Annotated in this window: 13 protein-coding genes; 8 read left to right on the forward strand and 5 right to left on the reverse strand. The window is 57.0% G+C overall.

Going from position 1 to position 15,307, the window contains the following annotated elements:
* Positions 1–5 precede the first annotated feature (5 nt).
* Genes AC0TOY_RS16320 through AC0TOY_RS16340 form a run of 5 tightly spaced genes read left to right on the forward strand, consistent with a single transcriptional unit; the run spans position 6 to position 5,490 of the window.
* Positions 6–950: an ABC transporter permease gene (locus tag AC0TOY_RS16320; RefSeq protein WP_090416841.1), complete on the forward strand. Its 945-nt coding sequence runs from the start codon at positions 6–8 to the stop codon at positions 948–950.
* On the forward strand, positions 947–1,795 hold the full coding sequence (locus AC0TOY_RS16325; RefSeq protein WP_024909557.1) for an ABC transporter permease: 849 nt from the start codon (positions 947–949) through the stop codon (positions 1,793–1,795). Before AC0TOY_RS16320 ends, AC0TOY_RS16325 begins: the two co-directional genes overlap by 4 nt.
* Positions 1,795–3,402 carry a dipeptide ABC transporter ATP-binding protein gene (locus AC0TOY_RS16330; protein ID WP_473722163.1) on the forward strand — a complete coding sequence of 536 codons (1,608 nt, stop codon included), beginning with the start codon at positions 1,795–1,797 and terminating at the stop codon, positions 3,400–3,402. Before AC0TOY_RS16325 ends, AC0TOY_RS16330 begins: the two co-directional genes overlap by 1 nt.
* Positions 3,399–4,388, forward strand: coding sequence for a putative FMN-dependent luciferase-like monooxygenase (locus tag AC0TOY_RS16335; protein ID WP_048992319.1), 990 nt, complete (start codon positions 3,399–3,401; stop codon positions 4,386–4,388). Before AC0TOY_RS16330 ends, AC0TOY_RS16335 begins: the two co-directional genes overlap by 4 nt.
* Before the next feature lie 10 nt (positions 4,389–4,398).
* Entirely contained in the window at positions 4,399–5,490 is a 1,092-nt protein-coding gene (locus tag AC0TOY_RS16340) for an alkylhydroperoxidase domain protein (protein ID WP_473722165.1), read from the forward strand.
* A 6-nt stretch (positions 5,491–5,496) separates the two neighbouring features.
* On the opposite strand, the gene araJ is transcribed toward AC0TOY_RS16340, so the two are convergent.
* The gene (araJ, locus tag AC0TOY_RS16345) at positions 5,497–6,672 is read right to left on the reverse strand and encodes an MFS transporter AraJ (protein ID WP_090416831.1); all 1,176 of its coding nucleotides are present in this window, start codon (positions 6,670–6,672) and stop codon (positions 5,497–5,499) included.
* Positions 6,673–6,792: 120 nt separating this feature from the next.
* Positions 6,793–7,437 carry a QnrE family quinolone resistance pentapeptide repeat protein gene (locus AC0TOY_RS16350; RefSeq protein WP_473722166.1) on the reverse strand — a complete coding sequence of 215 codons (645 nt, stop codon included), beginning with the start codon at positions 7,435–7,437 and terminating at the stop codon, positions 6,793–6,795.
* Positions 7,438–7,615: 178 nt separating this feature from the next.
* Here AC0TOY_RS16350 and ppk2 point away from each other — a divergent pair, with 178 nt between their 5' ends.
* Complete coding sequence (gene ppk2, locus AC0TOY_RS16355; RefSeq protein ID WP_032647376.1) at positions 7,616–8,458, forward strand: polyphosphate kinase 2; 843 nt, start codon at positions 7,616–7,618, stop codon at positions 8,456–8,458.
* 58 nt (positions 8,459–8,516) lie between these two features.
* On the opposite strand, the gene fdnI is transcribed toward ppk2, so the two are convergent.
* Genes fdnI through fdnG form a run of 3 tightly spaced genes read right to left on the reverse strand, consistent with a single transcriptional unit; the run spans position 8,517 to position 13,109 of the window.
* Positions 8,517–9,173: a formate dehydrogenase-N subunit gamma gene (gene fdnI / locus AC0TOY_RS16360; protein WP_473722168.1), complete on the reverse strand. Its 657-nt coding sequence runs from the start codon at positions 9,171–9,173 to the stop codon at positions 8,517–8,519.
* Positions 9,166–10,050 carry a formate dehydrogenase subunit beta gene (gene fdxH / locus AC0TOY_RS16365; RefSeq protein WP_090416827.1) on the reverse strand — a complete coding sequence of 295 codons (885 nt, stop codon included), beginning with the start codon at positions 10,048–10,050 and terminating at the stop codon, positions 9,166–9,168. Before fdxH ends, fdnI begins: the two co-directional genes overlap by 8 nt.
* Positions 10,051–10,061: 11 nt before the next feature.
* Positions 10,062–13,109: a formate dehydrogenase-N subunit alpha gene (fdnG, locus tag AC0TOY_RS16370; RefSeq protein ID WP_473722169.1), complete on the reverse strand. Its 3,048-nt coding sequence runs from the start codon at positions 13,107–13,109 to the stop codon at positions 10,062–10,064.
* A gap of 221 nt (positions 13,110–13,330) precedes the next feature.
* On the opposite strand from fdnG, the gene yddG reads away from it, so the two are divergent.
* Complete coding sequence (gene yddG / locus AC0TOY_RS16375; protein WP_157189237.1) at positions 13,331–14,209, forward strand: aromatic amino acid DMT transporter YddG; 879 nt, start codon at positions 13,331–13,333, stop codon at positions 14,207–14,209.
* A 630-nt stretch (positions 14,210–14,839) separates the two neighbouring features.
* The coding region (locus AC0TOY_RS16380; RefSeq protein WP_473712933.1) for a porin at positions 14,840–15,307 on the forward strand (468 nt) is incomplete at its 3' end.

Raw genomic sequence — 15,307 nt, forward strand, 5'->3', positions numbered from 1 at the left:
TGACGATGCGCCACGCACTTCTTCAACGCTTTGGGCACGGGCTGCTGGTACTGTGGGCCGCCTTTACCCTCTCGTTCGTGTTGCTCCAGGTGCTGCCGGGCGACGCGGTGCTGATTAAATTTCAGAACCCGGACCTGGGCTTGAGCCCGACGCAAATCGAGGAGATGCGCGTGGCCTATGGCGCGGACAGCCCGCTGTGGCAGCAATACGGCCATACGCTGCTGGCGATGCTGCGCGGGGATTTCGGCTATTCGTTACAGGCAGGGGTGCCGGTCAGCGAGCTGATTGCCAGCAATCTGCCGGAAACCCTGAGCCTCGCCCTGCCCGCGTTTGTACTCGCAGTCCTGCTGGCGTTTGCGCTGGCCTTTGCATCGCGCCTGCCGGGTTTGCGCTGGCTGAGTAATACCCTGCAGTCGCTGCCGGTCCTGTTTATCTCTTTACCGACGTTCTGGCTGGGGATTGCCCTCATCCAGCTCTTTTCTTTCCAGCTGCGGCTGATTCCGGTGATTAACCCGACGCCGCTGCAGGGGCTGATCCTGCCGATTGTGACCGTCGCGATCCCGATTTCCGCCCCGCTGGCGCAAATTCTGATGCGCAGCCTGGACCAGGTGGCGACGCAGCCGTTTGTCGCCGTCGCCCGGGCCAAAGGGCTGAGTGAAACCGCCGTCCTGTGGCGTCACGTTACCGGCAACGCCCTGCTGCCGGTCCTGAATATTGCCGGATTGCTGCTGGGCGAGCTGATTGCCGGGGCGCTGATCACGGAAACCGTTTTTGGCCGCAGCGGGCTCGGGCAGCTGACCCAGCAGGCGGTAAATAACCAGGATATCGCCGTGCTTCAGGCGGTCGTGATGATTTCCGCCCTCGGTTTTGTCCTGATCAATCTGCTGGTGGATCTGCTGATGCCTCTGTTGGATCCCCGCCTGCAAACCGTTACCGGAGGTGCATCATGAGTCTGGTCGATTACGCTGCCGCCGCGCGAAAACGCGTTCCAGCGTGGCAGGGAGTGGAATGGCAGCCCGGACTGTGGCTGGCATGGGCGGTGATTATTATCGCTCTTTTTGCCGCCGTGGCGCCCGGCCTGTTAACCCACTACAGCCCGATTGAGGGCATCGCCGGCGCACAGCGCCTGGCGCCTCAGGCGGGCCACTGGCTCGGCACCGATCAGCTTGGCCGCGATGTTTACACCCGTATTGTCTACGGTGCGTCCCACTCCCTGAGCGCGGCGCTCGCTGCCGTCACGATGGGGCTGGTGGTGGGCACCGGTCTGGGGGTCATCGCCGGGGCGTTCGCCGGACGCGTCGAGTCTCTGCTGATGCGTTTTGTCGACGTGCTGTTGTCCATCCCGTCTCTGCTGCTCTCGCTGACGGTCATTATTCTGCTCGGGTTTGGCACCGTTAACGCCGCGATTGCCGTGGGCGTTGCCTCCATTGCCAGCTTCGCCCGCCTCGCGCGCGGTGAAGTGGTGCGCATCCGGCACACGGATTATGTCGAGGCGGCGTTTGGCAGCGGCGGGACGTTTTTCGCCGTGCTGTGGCGACACATCCTGCCCAACGCGTTAACCGCCGTCCTCGCCTTTGCCACGCTGCAGTTTGGTCAGGCCATCCTGGCGCTCTCCACGCTGAGTTTTCTCGGTTACGGCACCCCGCCGCCCGTGCCGGAATGGGGCTTATTGATTGCCGAAGGCCGTAACTATCTCTCTACCGCCTGGTGGTTAACCACCTTCCCCGGCGTCGTCGTCATCGCCGTGGTGCTGGCCACCAATCGTATCAGCCAACAGTTCAGCGGAGGTCGCTAATGACCGTTCTCTCAGTGGAAAATTTGACGATCAGCTACCGCACCGCACGCCAGTGGAGAGAGGTGGTGCATAACGTCAGCTTCACGCTCGGGCGAGGGGAAATGCTGGCGTTTGTCGGTGAATCCGGATCCGGCAAAACGACCACGGCACAGGCAATCATTGGCCTGCTGGCGGATAACGCCCGGCGCGATGCGGGAAAAATCGTGCTCAACGGCGAGGAGATTAGCCGGTGGTCCGCTAAGCGTCTCGATACCCTTCGCGGGGCGCGAATTAGCCTGGTTCCGCAGGATCCGGGTAATTCGCTCAATCCGGTGAAGACCATCGGCGCGCAGGTCGGAGAGATTATTCAGCTACACCAGAAAGTGACCCGCGCCGAGCGCGACGAGCAGGTGCTCACCCTGCTGACAAAGGTCGGCCTGAGCCACCCCGAACAGCGCATGACGCAGTATCCCCATCAGCTCTCCGGCGGGATGAAACAGCGCGTGTTGATTGCCATCGCCATTGCCCTGCGCCCGGACGTAATCGTTGCCGATGAGCCCACCAGCGCGCTGGACGTGACGGTGCAAAAACGCATTCTCGATCTGCTGGATATCCTGCGGCGGGAATCGGGCACTGCCGTTCTGTTTGTCACCCACGATCTGGCCCTGGCCGCCCAGCGCGCGGACAGGCTGCTGGTTTTTCGCGATGGCGAAATTCAGGAGCAAGGCAGCACCGTCGATATTGTCCGTACGCCGCAGCACGCCTACACCCGTCAGCTGCTGAGCGATCTCCAGGGCCAGCGCCTGACCATTGCCCCGGTATCAGGTCTTCCGCTCGCGTCACCGGCCATTCGCGCTCGCGCCATCAGCAAACAATTTTCGCTGGGCAAAGGTCATCAGCTTCAGGCGCTGGATCGGGTGACGTTTGACGTCAGGCGCGGCAGTACGCATGCGCTGGTCGGTGAATCCGGCTCCGGGAAGACCACCCTCGCCCGTATTTTGCTGGGTTTTGAACAGGCCGACAGCGGACAGGTCATCATTGACGATATCGATGCCACCACACTCAGCCGCGAGGCCCGTCGTCAGCTGCGCCAGAAGATCCAGTTTGTCTACCAGAACCCGTTTGCCTCTCTCGACCCGCGTCAGACGCTGTTTGACATCATCGAAGAGCCCCTGAAGAACTTTTCTCGCCTCGGTAAGGCGGAGCGAAAGGTTCGGGTGGAGACCGTGGCCCAGCGGGTTGCCCTGCCCGTCGAACTCCTGGGCCGCACCGCCCGGGAACTTTCAGGCGGACAGCGTCAGCGCGTGGCCATCGCCCGGGCGCTGATCCTGGAGCCGACCATTCTGGTGCTGGACGAAGCCACCTCCGCGCTGGATGTCACCGTGCAGGCACAGATTCTGGCTCTGCTTCAGCAGCTGCAGCAGCAGCTGGGATTAACCTACCTGTTCATCACGCACGATCTTTCTACCGTCCGTCGGATCGCCCACAGCGTCACGGTGCTGCGCAGCGGTCAGGTGGTCGAACAGGGCGACGTCGGAACCTTATTCGCGTCTCCGCAGAACGATTATACCCGCGAGCTGATTGACGCCATTCCCCATTTTTCACCCGCTACGGAGGAGTTCGCATGACGCGAAAACGCCTGGGATTTTTCACCCGCCTGCTTGACGACGCCACGCCGAAGGAGCGCTATCGTCTGGCAACTGAACAGATCCGCCACGCCGAACGCCACGGTTTTGACAGCGCCTGGATTGCGCAGCACCACTTTCACGAAACTGAAGGTGGACTGCCGTCGCCGCTGCTGTTTCTGGCGCACGTAGCCGCGCATACCGAAACCATCCGCCTGGGTACGGCCATCATTACCCTGCCGATGGAAAACCCGCTGCGCGTGGCGGAAGACGCCGCGGTTCTGGATTTACTCGCCGATGGACGTCTCGAAGTCGGTTTTGGTTCGGGCGGCACGCCGACCTCTTTCCTGCCGTTCGGACTGACGTTTGAACAGCGCGGCGCGGCCTTTGCCGACCATCTGCATGTGATCCAGAGCGCCTGGCGCGGGGATTCGCTCACCCATCCGGATAACCACCTTTACCCGCCTGCGCCACAGCTTGCCGACCGTATCTGGATTGCCACCTTTTCGGTCGACGGTGCCGTTCGCGCCGCGCGGGCCGGACACGGTTTAATGCTCTCCCGCACGCAGCCGCGCCCGGCAGACCAGTTGGATTTAACGCTCGACGCGATCCAGAACCCTATTGTGGATGCCTACCTTGAGGCGCTGCCCGCGGGCATCGCACCGCGCATTCTGGCTTCCCGTACGGCATTCGTCGCCGACAGCGACGACTATGCGCTCAAGGTCGCCACACCGGGTCTGACGAAACAAGCCCAGCAGCATCGCGCCGCCGGGCACGCGGTTAAAGGTGACACCGTCACCGATTTTCGTCACCAGTTCGACGCCCATATCGGTTCGCCCGAGACGGTGCTGCGCTCGCTGCAGGCCGATTCCGTTCTCCGGCGCGCCACGGACATCTCATTCCAGGTCCATTCGGTCGAGCCCACCCATCGAGACACCCTGCGCTCCATCGAACTGATCGCTGAACATATTGCCCCCCATATACGTTGAGGAGATACCTATGTCATTAAGTCACGACATTCTCGCCGAGCTGGCGGAAATTAAACCCGGTTCCCCTCTGGCAGAGGCGCGCGCCACGCGGGACGCCGCCACGCGCCACGCACAGGGCAGCTACGAAATCTTATTTACCCAGCAGGATAGCGATTTTGCGCTGGACGAGCGCTTCGCCGTGGCGGCAAAAGTCGCCAGGTGGCACAACGCGGAGGCGCTGGCCGCGCACTATGCGGGGTTTGGCCTGGCCGACCCGACCTCTGAACGCCTGACCCCGGCGCTCAATTTCGCGCGGCTGCTGACCTTCTCCCCCGTCGAAGCCACGCCGGTATCGTTAAGGGCGCTGACCCAGGCGGGATGGAGCAAGGAAGGCATCGTGACCCTGGCGCAGCTTATCGCGTTTGTCAGCTTCCAGAGCCGACTCATCACCGGACTGCGGCTGCTGAACGACAGGCCCGTCGCCACAAGCGATGCGCCAGTGGCGGCAGGCGTCTGGCACACGACTGCCACCACGGCCACCGGAAAGGCGGCTCCCGTCGCCTTCACCCAGCAGGAACTGGGCTGGGAGCCGTGGATAGCAGCAAAACCGCTGGCGGATTTTCGTGACGATGAGGTTGCCATCCTTGCAAAATTTGGCCATACCGATTCCGACTATTTCCGCCTGCTGGGGCGCAACCTGCCGGTGCTTGAACAGCGCACGCTAACGGATAAAGGGATTTTTTATACACCGGGGGGATTACCGCGTGCCGAGCGCGAGCTGGCCGCAACGGTAGCCAGTAAAATTAACGGCTGCATCTACTGCGCATCTGTCCATGCGCGCAAAGCCAGCCAGCTGTCAAAGGATGACGCGGCGGTAGAGGCCCTGCTGGCCGTGCGTCCAGGACAATCCCTGAGCGAGGGGCAATCTGCGCGCTGGCAGGCGGAAATCGATTTTGCAGCGGCGCTGTCGGTTACCCCACCTGCCGCCACGCCGCTGCACCTTGCCGCGCTGGAAAAAGAGGGGCTGGACACCTTAGCCCAGCTTGACCTGGTGCAGTCCGCCGCGTTCTTCGCCTGGGCCAACCGCCTGATGCTGACCCTGGGTGAGCCCTGGCTTGCCTGAATTCAATCAGGCTAGCGCACGCGCGTTAGCCTGAGCCCGTCTGGCCCGCAGGTAACCGTAGATCAACAGCGCGCTCATGGCCGAGAACGAGAGTATCGCCGCAGGCAGCGTGACGTAGCGCCAGCTAAAGCCGAGGGTAATCATCATCCCACCAAAGTACGCCCCGATCGCGCTGCCGAGATTAAACGCCATCTGCCCCCCTGCCGCCCCCAGCATTTCGCCACCCTTCGCATTTTGCAGAAGCAGGATCTGCAGCGGCGCAGAGAGCGCGAACAGCCCGGCACAGCAGATAAAGCCCATGATCAGCGAGGCCGTTTTGAGTTCACCACAGGCGAAAAGCAGCAGCAGCGAGGCGACAATCACCATGTCGGTGGTCGCCGCAATGCGCAGCGGGCTAAAACGCCCCGAGAGTTTGCCGCTCAAGAGGTTGCCCAGCACCATGCCAAGCCCCATCAGCATCATGATGATCGTCATCACGCCTTCGGTGAAGCCTGAAACGTTGACCATAAACGGTTTAACGAAGCTGAACCACGCGAACACCCCGGCGTTGCCAAACATGGTGGCGGCAAAAATCAGCCAGGGTTCTGGTTTTTTCAGAAAGTGGAACTGCTCGGTCAATTTGATTTCTGATGTGTCGTGGATGTCCGGCACCCAGAGCAGAACCGAGAGGAGCACCAGCGCGTCGAACACCGCAATCAGGAAAAAGGTATAACGCCAGCTGAACTGGTGCCCCAGCCAGGTGCCGAGCGGGACACCTACCAGGTTGGCCACGGTCATCCCGGCGATCATTCCCGCCACTGCGACCGTCACCTTCCCCGGCGGCGCAATTTTAGAGAGGATAATCGCCCCGACGCCGAAAATCGCGCCGTGCGGAAAACCGGAAATTAAGCGTCCCGTCGCCAGCCAGAAATATGATGATGAAAAGGTAAACAGGGCGTTCCCCACCGCGCACAGGGCAACCAGAAACAGCAGCGTCGTTTTTAACGAGAACTTGCCTGAGAACAGCGCCATAATCGGGGCGCCAATCACCACGCCGAAGGCATAAAACGAGATCATATTCCCGGCGGAGGGAATCGAAATACCGGTGTCATGCGCCAGCTCGGTTAACACGCCCATAATGCCAAACTCGGCCATGCCCAGGCCAAATGTGCCAAGCGCCAACGAAAATATTGTCTTTTTCATACCTCAACCACGGGTTAATCACTCGCAGCGGGCATTATTGAATAATCTTGTATGGTGAGCCAGTTCAAACTGGCAGACTGACACGTTAATCCATTTATACAGCGCAGACTGTGAATATTGTCAGCCGATAATCGCGATGCCAAGGCGTTCCATAATTTGCGACACCTGATAACTGTCCAGCTTAACACCCTGTAGATCAGTGCCACGCACGTCCAGTTCACCCAGTTCCGAATTGGTTAAATCGCAGTGTGTGAAATTTGCTGCACGCCAGTCAAATGAAGAAAACTCGCCGCCTGACATATCCGAACCACTGAAAGTTGCCCCCAGGATCTGCGCGCCGTTCCAGCGGTTTTCCCACAACTCGCATTTTTCCAGAACCACCTTCGAAAAATTGGCATAGCTCAGGTTGCTTTTTGTTATATAAGCACTGCAAAACCAGGTACGCGTGGTGATCATGTTCATAAAACTGGCACCGCGAAAATCAGCCCCTTGCGCCCTGCATTCACGGATTTCGATGCCTAAGGCATTCGAATGCCTGAAATCTGCCATCGATAAATCGCAGCTTTTGAAAATAGCATCTTTAAGCTGCGCCCGAGTAAACTTAGCGCCCTGCTGGCTTTCCCGGTCATAGAACTGACAGCAGATAAACTCCGTGCTGGTTAAATCCGTGCCTGAAAAGTCGCAGTTACGAAAGATCGCATTCTCTATTTTCTCGCCGGTAAAACGAGTACGACCGATTTTTTCGCCCTCAAAAATCAATGCCATCACACCACCTGTTTATTCATACAGTACCATTCACCATTCTACCTCGTTGCCTGATGAAGAGAAACACGCTTATCAGACACACATATCAAAAATTCCCGCGAAGGTTGCAGGTCAGCATTACACTTCAAAGTGTTAGTTCCTTCTAAGCACATCACACGTTCCGGAGATGAGGATTATCATGGGAAACGCAAAACAGAATAAAACCAAAGCAGTGACCGTGACCAAAGCGAGTGTAGATAGCGTGGTTAAACCCGTGCTGAAGACGAAAGAGTACGAAAAAGAGCTTCGTCGCCTGCATGTGGAACTGGTTAAGCTCCAGCAGTGGGTCGTCGCCAAAGGACTCAAGGTGTGTATTGTTTTTGAAGGACGCGACGGTGCCGGTAAAGGCGGTACCATTAAAGCCATCACCGAGCGAGTCAGCCCTCGCGTGTTTCGCGTTGTTGCGCTCCCTGCCCCAACTGAAAAAGAAAAAAGCCAGCTCTACTTCCAGCGCTATGTACCGCACCTGCCTTCGGCAGGCGAGATCGTGATATTCGATCGCAGCTGGTATAACCGCGCGGGCGTTGAGCGGGTTATGGGGTTCTGCACGGAGGAACAGGTGGAGAAATTTTTGGATGGCGCACCGGTGATGGAAAAAGCGATGGTCGATGCCGGGATTATCCTGCTGAAGTACTGGCTGGAGGTGACGCCTAAAGAGCAAGAGCGTCGCCTGCGCGACCGTATTAACGATGGTCGTAAGATCTGGAAGCTATCGCCGATGGATATTAAATCCTTTAACCTGTGGGACGAGTATACCCTCGCGCGCGACGCTATGTTTGAAGCCACCGATACCGCCTGGGCGCCGTGGTTTGTGGCACGTTCAGAAGATAAAAAACGCGTGCGACTGAATATTATTTCGCACCTGCTTTCGCAGATCCCGTATAAAGAAATACACGTAGACAAGGTGGATTTACCGAAACGCAAAATCGGCAAAGTCAAACCCACAAAATATCCGTTCCGCTATGTGGAAGAGCGGTTTTGATTTGAAGAGTAGGCCCGCGCAAGCGCAGCGCCGCCGGGCAGAGCCGACGGCGCAGGGTTTACTTCAATCCTTCCGTACTTTCCTGTTTCGCTTCCAGACGCTCCACATCACTGTACCAGCGCGGGTGGTGTTTCTGCGCCCAGCGGCGGCTCACCTTCCCTTCAATCATCCCTTTAATCGAGCCTTTCACCCAGAAGGCCATATACATATGGATCAGGATGGCGTGGATCAGGATGATGGCCGACGTGGCGTGGATAAGCAGCGCGTAACGCACCACCTGAATCGGGAAATAGTGCGCAAAGTACGGACGCCAGATAATGACTCCGGTCACCAGCAGCACAAAAATCATGCTCATGATGGTCCAGAACATCATCTTCTGGCCGGCGTTGTATTTGCCCACCTTCGCGACTTTGTGCTCGTTACCCTTCAGGACTTCAACAATCCCTTTCACCCACGGGATATCCTGCTTGTCAGGAATATTGTGATGGACGAAGCGCACGAACATAAACATCAGCACCACGAAAATCAGCACGCCGAAGAACGGGTGCAGAATGCGCCCCATCTGCGGCGTACCGAAGGTTTCGGTCAGCCACTGCAGCGTCGGGAAGAAGAACGAAATTCCCGATACCGCCACCAGGAAGAAGCAGATCACCACCGTCCAGTGACAGGCGCGATCGACAAATTTGGTGCGCACTATCATTTTCGACTTACTCATGATGCTCCTCCTCGTCGTCATCCACCTCTTTGTTTGGCCCAATACCGATGTAGTGATAAATCAGCCCCGCAAAGGTCGCGATAAAGCCCGCCGCTGAGAGCGGTTTAAGCGCCCCTTTCCACAGGTTAATGGAGGTGTCGATCGCCGGATCCTTCGGCAGATTGTGGTACAGCTCCGGCTGATCGCTATGGTGCAGCACGTACATCACGTGCGTACCGCCCACGCCCTGCGGGTTGTAAATGCCCGCTTTGTCGTAGCCCCGTGCTTTGAGCTTATCGACGCGCTGCTGCGCTACGTCCAGCATCTCTTTTTTGGTGCCGAAGTGGATCGCCCCGGTCGGACATGTCTTCACGCACGCAGGCTCCTGCCCGACGCTGACGCGGTCCACGCACAGGGTGCATTTGTATACCCGGTTATCCTCTTTATTGAGGCGCGGAATATTAAACGGACAGCCCGCGATGCAGTAGCCGCAGCCGATGCAGTTGTCCTGCTGGAAATCAACGATCCCGTTGGCATACTGGATAATTGCCCCGGCGGACGGGCAGGCCTTCAGGCAGCCCGGATCCTCGCAGTGCATACAGCCGTCTTTGCGGATTAGCCACTCCAGCCTGCCGTTCTGGTCGGTTTCGCTAAAACGCATCACCGTCCAGGATTTGGCGCTCAGATCCGCCGGATTGTCGTAGACACCCACGCAGTGCCCCACCTCGTCGCGGATATCGTTCCACTCCGAGCAGGCCACCTGGCAGGCCTTACAGCCCACGCAGGAGGAGACGTCGATAAGCTTGGCGACTTCTGCCTTGTAGTCCCGCGCGCGAGGCGCGGGGGTAATCGGGTTCGTCGCGGAGCGTTTAATAATGTCTTGTGTTTCCATCGCCATTTAATCGCTCCTTACGCTTTCTCGATGTTGACCAGAAACGCTTTGTACTCCGGCGTTTGCGAGTTGGAATCGCCAACGTTTGGCGTCAGGGTATTGGCGATGTAGCCTTTCTGCGCCACCCCTTCAAAGCCCCAGTGAAGCGGGATACCGACGGTTTCCACCTGCTGACCATGCACGTTCAGACTTTGCAAACGACGGGTCACCACCGCCACCGCGCGAATAAAGCCGCGCTTGCTGCTCACCTTCACGCGGTCGCCGTTGGCAATACCTTTCGCCTTCGCCAGCGTCTCGCTGATCTCCACAAACTGCTCCGGCTGCGCGATGGCGTTCAGCCGCGCGTGCTTGGTCCAGGTGTGGAAATGCTCGGTCAGGCGGTAGGTCGTTCCCACGTACGGGAATTTGTCCTTTTTGCCTAAGCGCAGGACGTCGTCTTCGTAGATACGCACCACCGGGCTGGAGACCACGTTCGGGTGCAGCGGGTTGGTGCCCAGCGGCGTCTCCATCGGCTCGTAGTGTTCCGGGAACGGCCCTTCCGCCAGTTTGTTGAGTGCAAAGAGACGTCCCAGCCCTTCCGGCTGCATGATAAACGGCCCGGTGTTGCTGCCCGGCACGGCGGTGTTGTAGTCCGGGATATCGTTCCCCGTCCATTTCGCCCCGTTCCACTGGATCAGCATGCGCTTCGGATCCCACGGCTTGCCGTTTACGTCTGCAGACGCGCGGTTGTACAGCACGCGACGGTTCAGCGGCCACGCCCATGCCCAGCCCAGCGTATTGCCCAGCCCGGAAGGGTCAGCGTTGTCACGGTTGGCCATCTGGTTACCCTGCTCCGTCCAGCTGCCGGTGTAGATCCAGCAGGACGACGCCGTCGTGCCGTCGTCGCGCAGCAGCGCGAAGCTGTTCAGCAGCTGGCCTTTCTTCGCCACCAGATTGCCGTTAGCATCATAGAGATCCGCCAGCGCCATGCCGTTGTTCTCTTTCGCGACTTCTTCAGACTCGGGACGATCCGGCTGCTTGTAGCTCCAGCTCATCTTCAGCAGCGGCTCAGCGCCTTTGCCGCCTTCGGTGCGGTACATCTCGCGCAGGCGATGGTAAATCCCGGCAAGGATTTCGCCGTCGTTACGCGCTTCGCCCGGAGCGTCCTGGCCTTTCCAGTGCCACTGCAGCCAGCGGCCGGAGTTGGCTATCGAGCCGTCCTCTTCGGCAAAACAGGTGGACGGCAGGCGGAACACTTCGGTCTGAATCGATGCCGGATCGACATCGTTTGATTCCCCGTGGTTCTGCCAGAAGGTGGAGGTCTCGGTCACCAGCGGATCGATCACAACCATGTACTTCAGCTTGCTGAGGCTACGCACAACCTTGTTTTTGTCCGGGAAGGAGGCCACCGGGTTAAAGCCCTGGCAGATGTAGCCCGTGACGTTGCCCTTATCCATCATGTTGAAATACTTGATGACGTCGTAAGCCTGATCCCACTTCGGCAGCCACTCAAAGCCCCAGTCGTTCTCTTTCTGCGCCGCATCGCCGTAGAAGGATTTCATCAGGCTGACGTAGAACTTCGGATAGTTGCTCCAGTAGTTCACCTGGTCCGGCAGCGTCGCTTTTGGCGTGTTCTCCGCCAGATAGCTTTGCAGATCCGTCTGCTTTTCAGACGGCAGCGTCAGGTAGCCCGGCAGGCTGGTCGAGAGCAGGCCGAGGTCGGTCAGCCCCTGAATGTTGGAGTGACCCCGCAGCGCGTTCACGCCGCCCCCGGCCATGCCCATGTTGCCGAGCAGCAGCTGGATCATCGCCATGGTGCGGATGTTCTGCGCGCCAACGGTATGCTGCGTCCAGCCCAGCGCGTACAGGAACGTGGTGGTTCTGTCGGCGGCGCTGGTGGAGGCCAGCACTTCACATACCTTCAGGAAGTCCGCTTTCGGCGTGCCGCAGATGTTTTCCACCACGTCCGGCGTATAGCGGGAAACGTGCTGCTTCAGCAGGTTCCATACGCAGCGCGGGTGCGTCAGGGTTTCATCACGCATCGCATAGCCATTTTCATCGAACTGATAGTTCCAGGAGGACTTATCGTACTGCCGTTTTTCGGCGTCATAACCGCTAAACAGTCCGTCATCGAAGGCAAAGTCATCCCGCACCAGCAGGTTCGCGTTGGTATAGTGCTTAACGTATTCCGCGTTAATGTTGTTGTTTTCGATCAGGTACAGCAGCACGCCGGACAGGAACGTAATGTCCGTACCGGAGCGAATTGGCGCATAGATATCGGCCACCGATGCCGTGCGCGTAAAGCGCGGATCGACGACGATAAGCGTCGCATCGTTGTTGTTTTTCGCCTCCATCGCCCAGCGGAACCCCACCGGATGGGCTTCAGCGGCGTTACCGCCCATCACCACCACGACGTTCGCGTTTTTGATATCAACCCAGTGGTTGGTCATCGCACCGCGACCAAATGTTGGAGCAAGACTTGCTACCGTTGGTCCGTGTCAGACGCGCGCCTGGTTGTCTACCGCCAGCATGCCGAGAGAGCGCACAAATTTTTGCGTCAGCATGCCGGTTTCATTACTTGCCGCAGACGCGCACAGCATCCCGGTGGAAAGCCAGCGGTTAACCGTTACGCCCTGCGCGTTCTTTTCTATAAAGTTGGCGTCGCGGTCGGCTTTCATTAATTTGGCAATACGGGAGAAGGCCTCATCCCAGGAGATACGCTGCCATTTATCAGAACCCGGCGCGCGGTATTCCGGGTAACGCAGGCGATTTTCGCTGTGAACATAGTCCAGCAGCCCCGCCCCTTTCGGGCAAAGCGCCCCGCGGCTCACCGGATGATCCGGATCCCCTTCAATATGGTAAATCGCTTCTCTGGCGTTCTTTGCGCCATCGCCCAGGCTATACATCAAAAGCCCACAACCTACGGAGCAGTATGTGCAGGTGTTACGGATCTCTTTCGCGCGCAGCAGCTTATAGTTGCGTGCCTGAGCCAGCGCCATTTTGGGAGCAAATCCCAGCATGGCTGCCGTTGTTCCGGCCATACCGCCCGCGCAGATTTTAAAAAATTGTCTGCGGCTGACGTCCATTGTTGTCCTCGTTATCTGAAAACATTTCGCGCCGCAAACTAACAGCAAAGCCCCTGATTTTTTTGCGTCAAATCAAGGTCATCTGTCTTCCCCCCCTTAATAGTCACCCCCGGTACATTTCATTACCCCTTTTTGATTAACGGCTTAAGAGAATAATTCACGACAGCGACAGGCGTAATGCGATACATTTTTCCTTTGATTTTTATTGCAATGGCGAAGTAATGGACAGAAAAAAGGCAACGCTTATTGGGCTGGCGGCAATACTGTTATGGAGCACCATGGTCGGCCTTATTCGCAGCGTGAGTGAGGGACTGGGGCCGGTAGGCGGTGCGGCGATGATCTACACCCTCAGCGGATTACTGTGTCTGGTGACGGTAGGATTTCCTGATATCAGACGGTTTTCACCGCGATATCTTATTGCGGGCAGCGTTTTATTTGTCAGCTACGAAATATGCCTGGCGCTGTCGCTGGGCTATGCCGCAACGCGATCGCAGGCGATTGAAGTCGGTATGGTGAATTACCTTTGGCCAAGCCTGACCATTGTGTTTGCCATTTTGTTCAACGGACAGAAATCTACCCTGTGGGTGATCCCCGGCCTGGTCATTTCGCTGCTGGGCGTCTGCTGGGTATTGGGCGGTGAACAGGGTTTACATCTTGATGAAATAACCCGCAATATCGTTTCCAGCCCGCTGAGCTACGCGCTGGCGTTTGCCGGGGCCTTTATCTGGGCCGCCTACTGCACGGTCACCAGCAAATTTGCGAAAGGACAAAACGGCATCACCCTGTTTGTTTTACTGACCGCGCTGAGTCTGTGGGTGAAATATACCCTGAGCGATCAGCCAGAGATGGTGTTCACGCTTCCGGTGGTGGTGAAACTCGTCATGTGCGGCATTGCCCTTGGGTTTGGGTACGCCACATGGAATATTGGCATCCTGCACGGTAACGTCACGGTTCTGGCTGCCGTATCCTATTTTACCCCGGTCCTTTCAGCCGCGCTTGCCGCCGCAGTGCTGAGTTCCCCCCTCTCATTCTCGTTCTGGCAAGGCGCCCTGATGGTCTGCGCCGGGTCGTTACTCTGCTGGTACGCAACAAGAAAATAATGCTTTCTCGCACGGCCGGGTAAATTTCAACCCGGCAACATAATTAACATAAATTTAAAGTGTGATCGCACCTCAGAATATTTATCCTAATAATAGGATGTCTGTTTAATTTCGGTTTATATTTGGCACCTTCTGTAAACGCTCAACAAGATAATTGACACAAACTGACAACGACATGAAACTAGTCAACCATGAATATTAACACTATGGATAGCGTTGAATGTAATAATTCAATTCTGACACATCCGTGCAAATATTCGCAATATACGTTTAAACCCTCCCCTAACTAACTGTTATTAAGCCCAAAAACTAATGGCACCCCCTCAACACATCGGGAATACCGAAATCTAACTTAATATACTAAAACTCACAGAAATTATAGCGATGGCAATAGTCCCGCAGATAACATAATTAATAATCGTATAAAATTCGGGCGCTTTGTTTGAATAATCGCCTTTTCACACGATCGAGATCACACTAATTGAAATTACCTTTAATAATTTGAAACTTATTATTGAAATAAGACTACGAGATTTTTAAAAATAGCATGCCATTGACGAGCAGCCTCGTTTAGAAATCGTTCACAGTGGTTCAGGAAATACTGAAAAAAAATTATAAGGAACATTTAAGATGAAACTTAAATTAGTTGCAGTGGCAGTCACTTCCATGCTGGCAGCAGGCGTTGTTAACGCTGCCGAAATTTACAACAAAGACGGTAACAAGCTGGATCTGTACGGTAAAGTAACAGGTCTGCACTATTTCTCTGATGACGCAGGCGCAGATGGCGATAAAACCTACATGCGTATCGGCTTCAAGGGTGAAACCCAGGTTAACGATCAGCTGTCCGGCTACGGCCAGTGGGAATACCAGATTCAGGGCAACCAGGAAGAAGGCGACAACAAGTCCTGGACCCGTGTTGCGTTTGCAGGTCTGAAGTTTGCTGAAGCAGGCTCCTTTGATTACGGTCGTAACTACGGCGTAATCTACGACGTAACTTCCTGGACTGACGTTCTGCCAGAATTTGGCGGCGATACCTACGGCGCTGACAACTTCCTGCAGCAACGTGCTAACGGCGTCGCGACCTACCGTAACCAGGAC

This window comes from Enterobacter sp. PL_is379 (assembly GCF_055817355.1).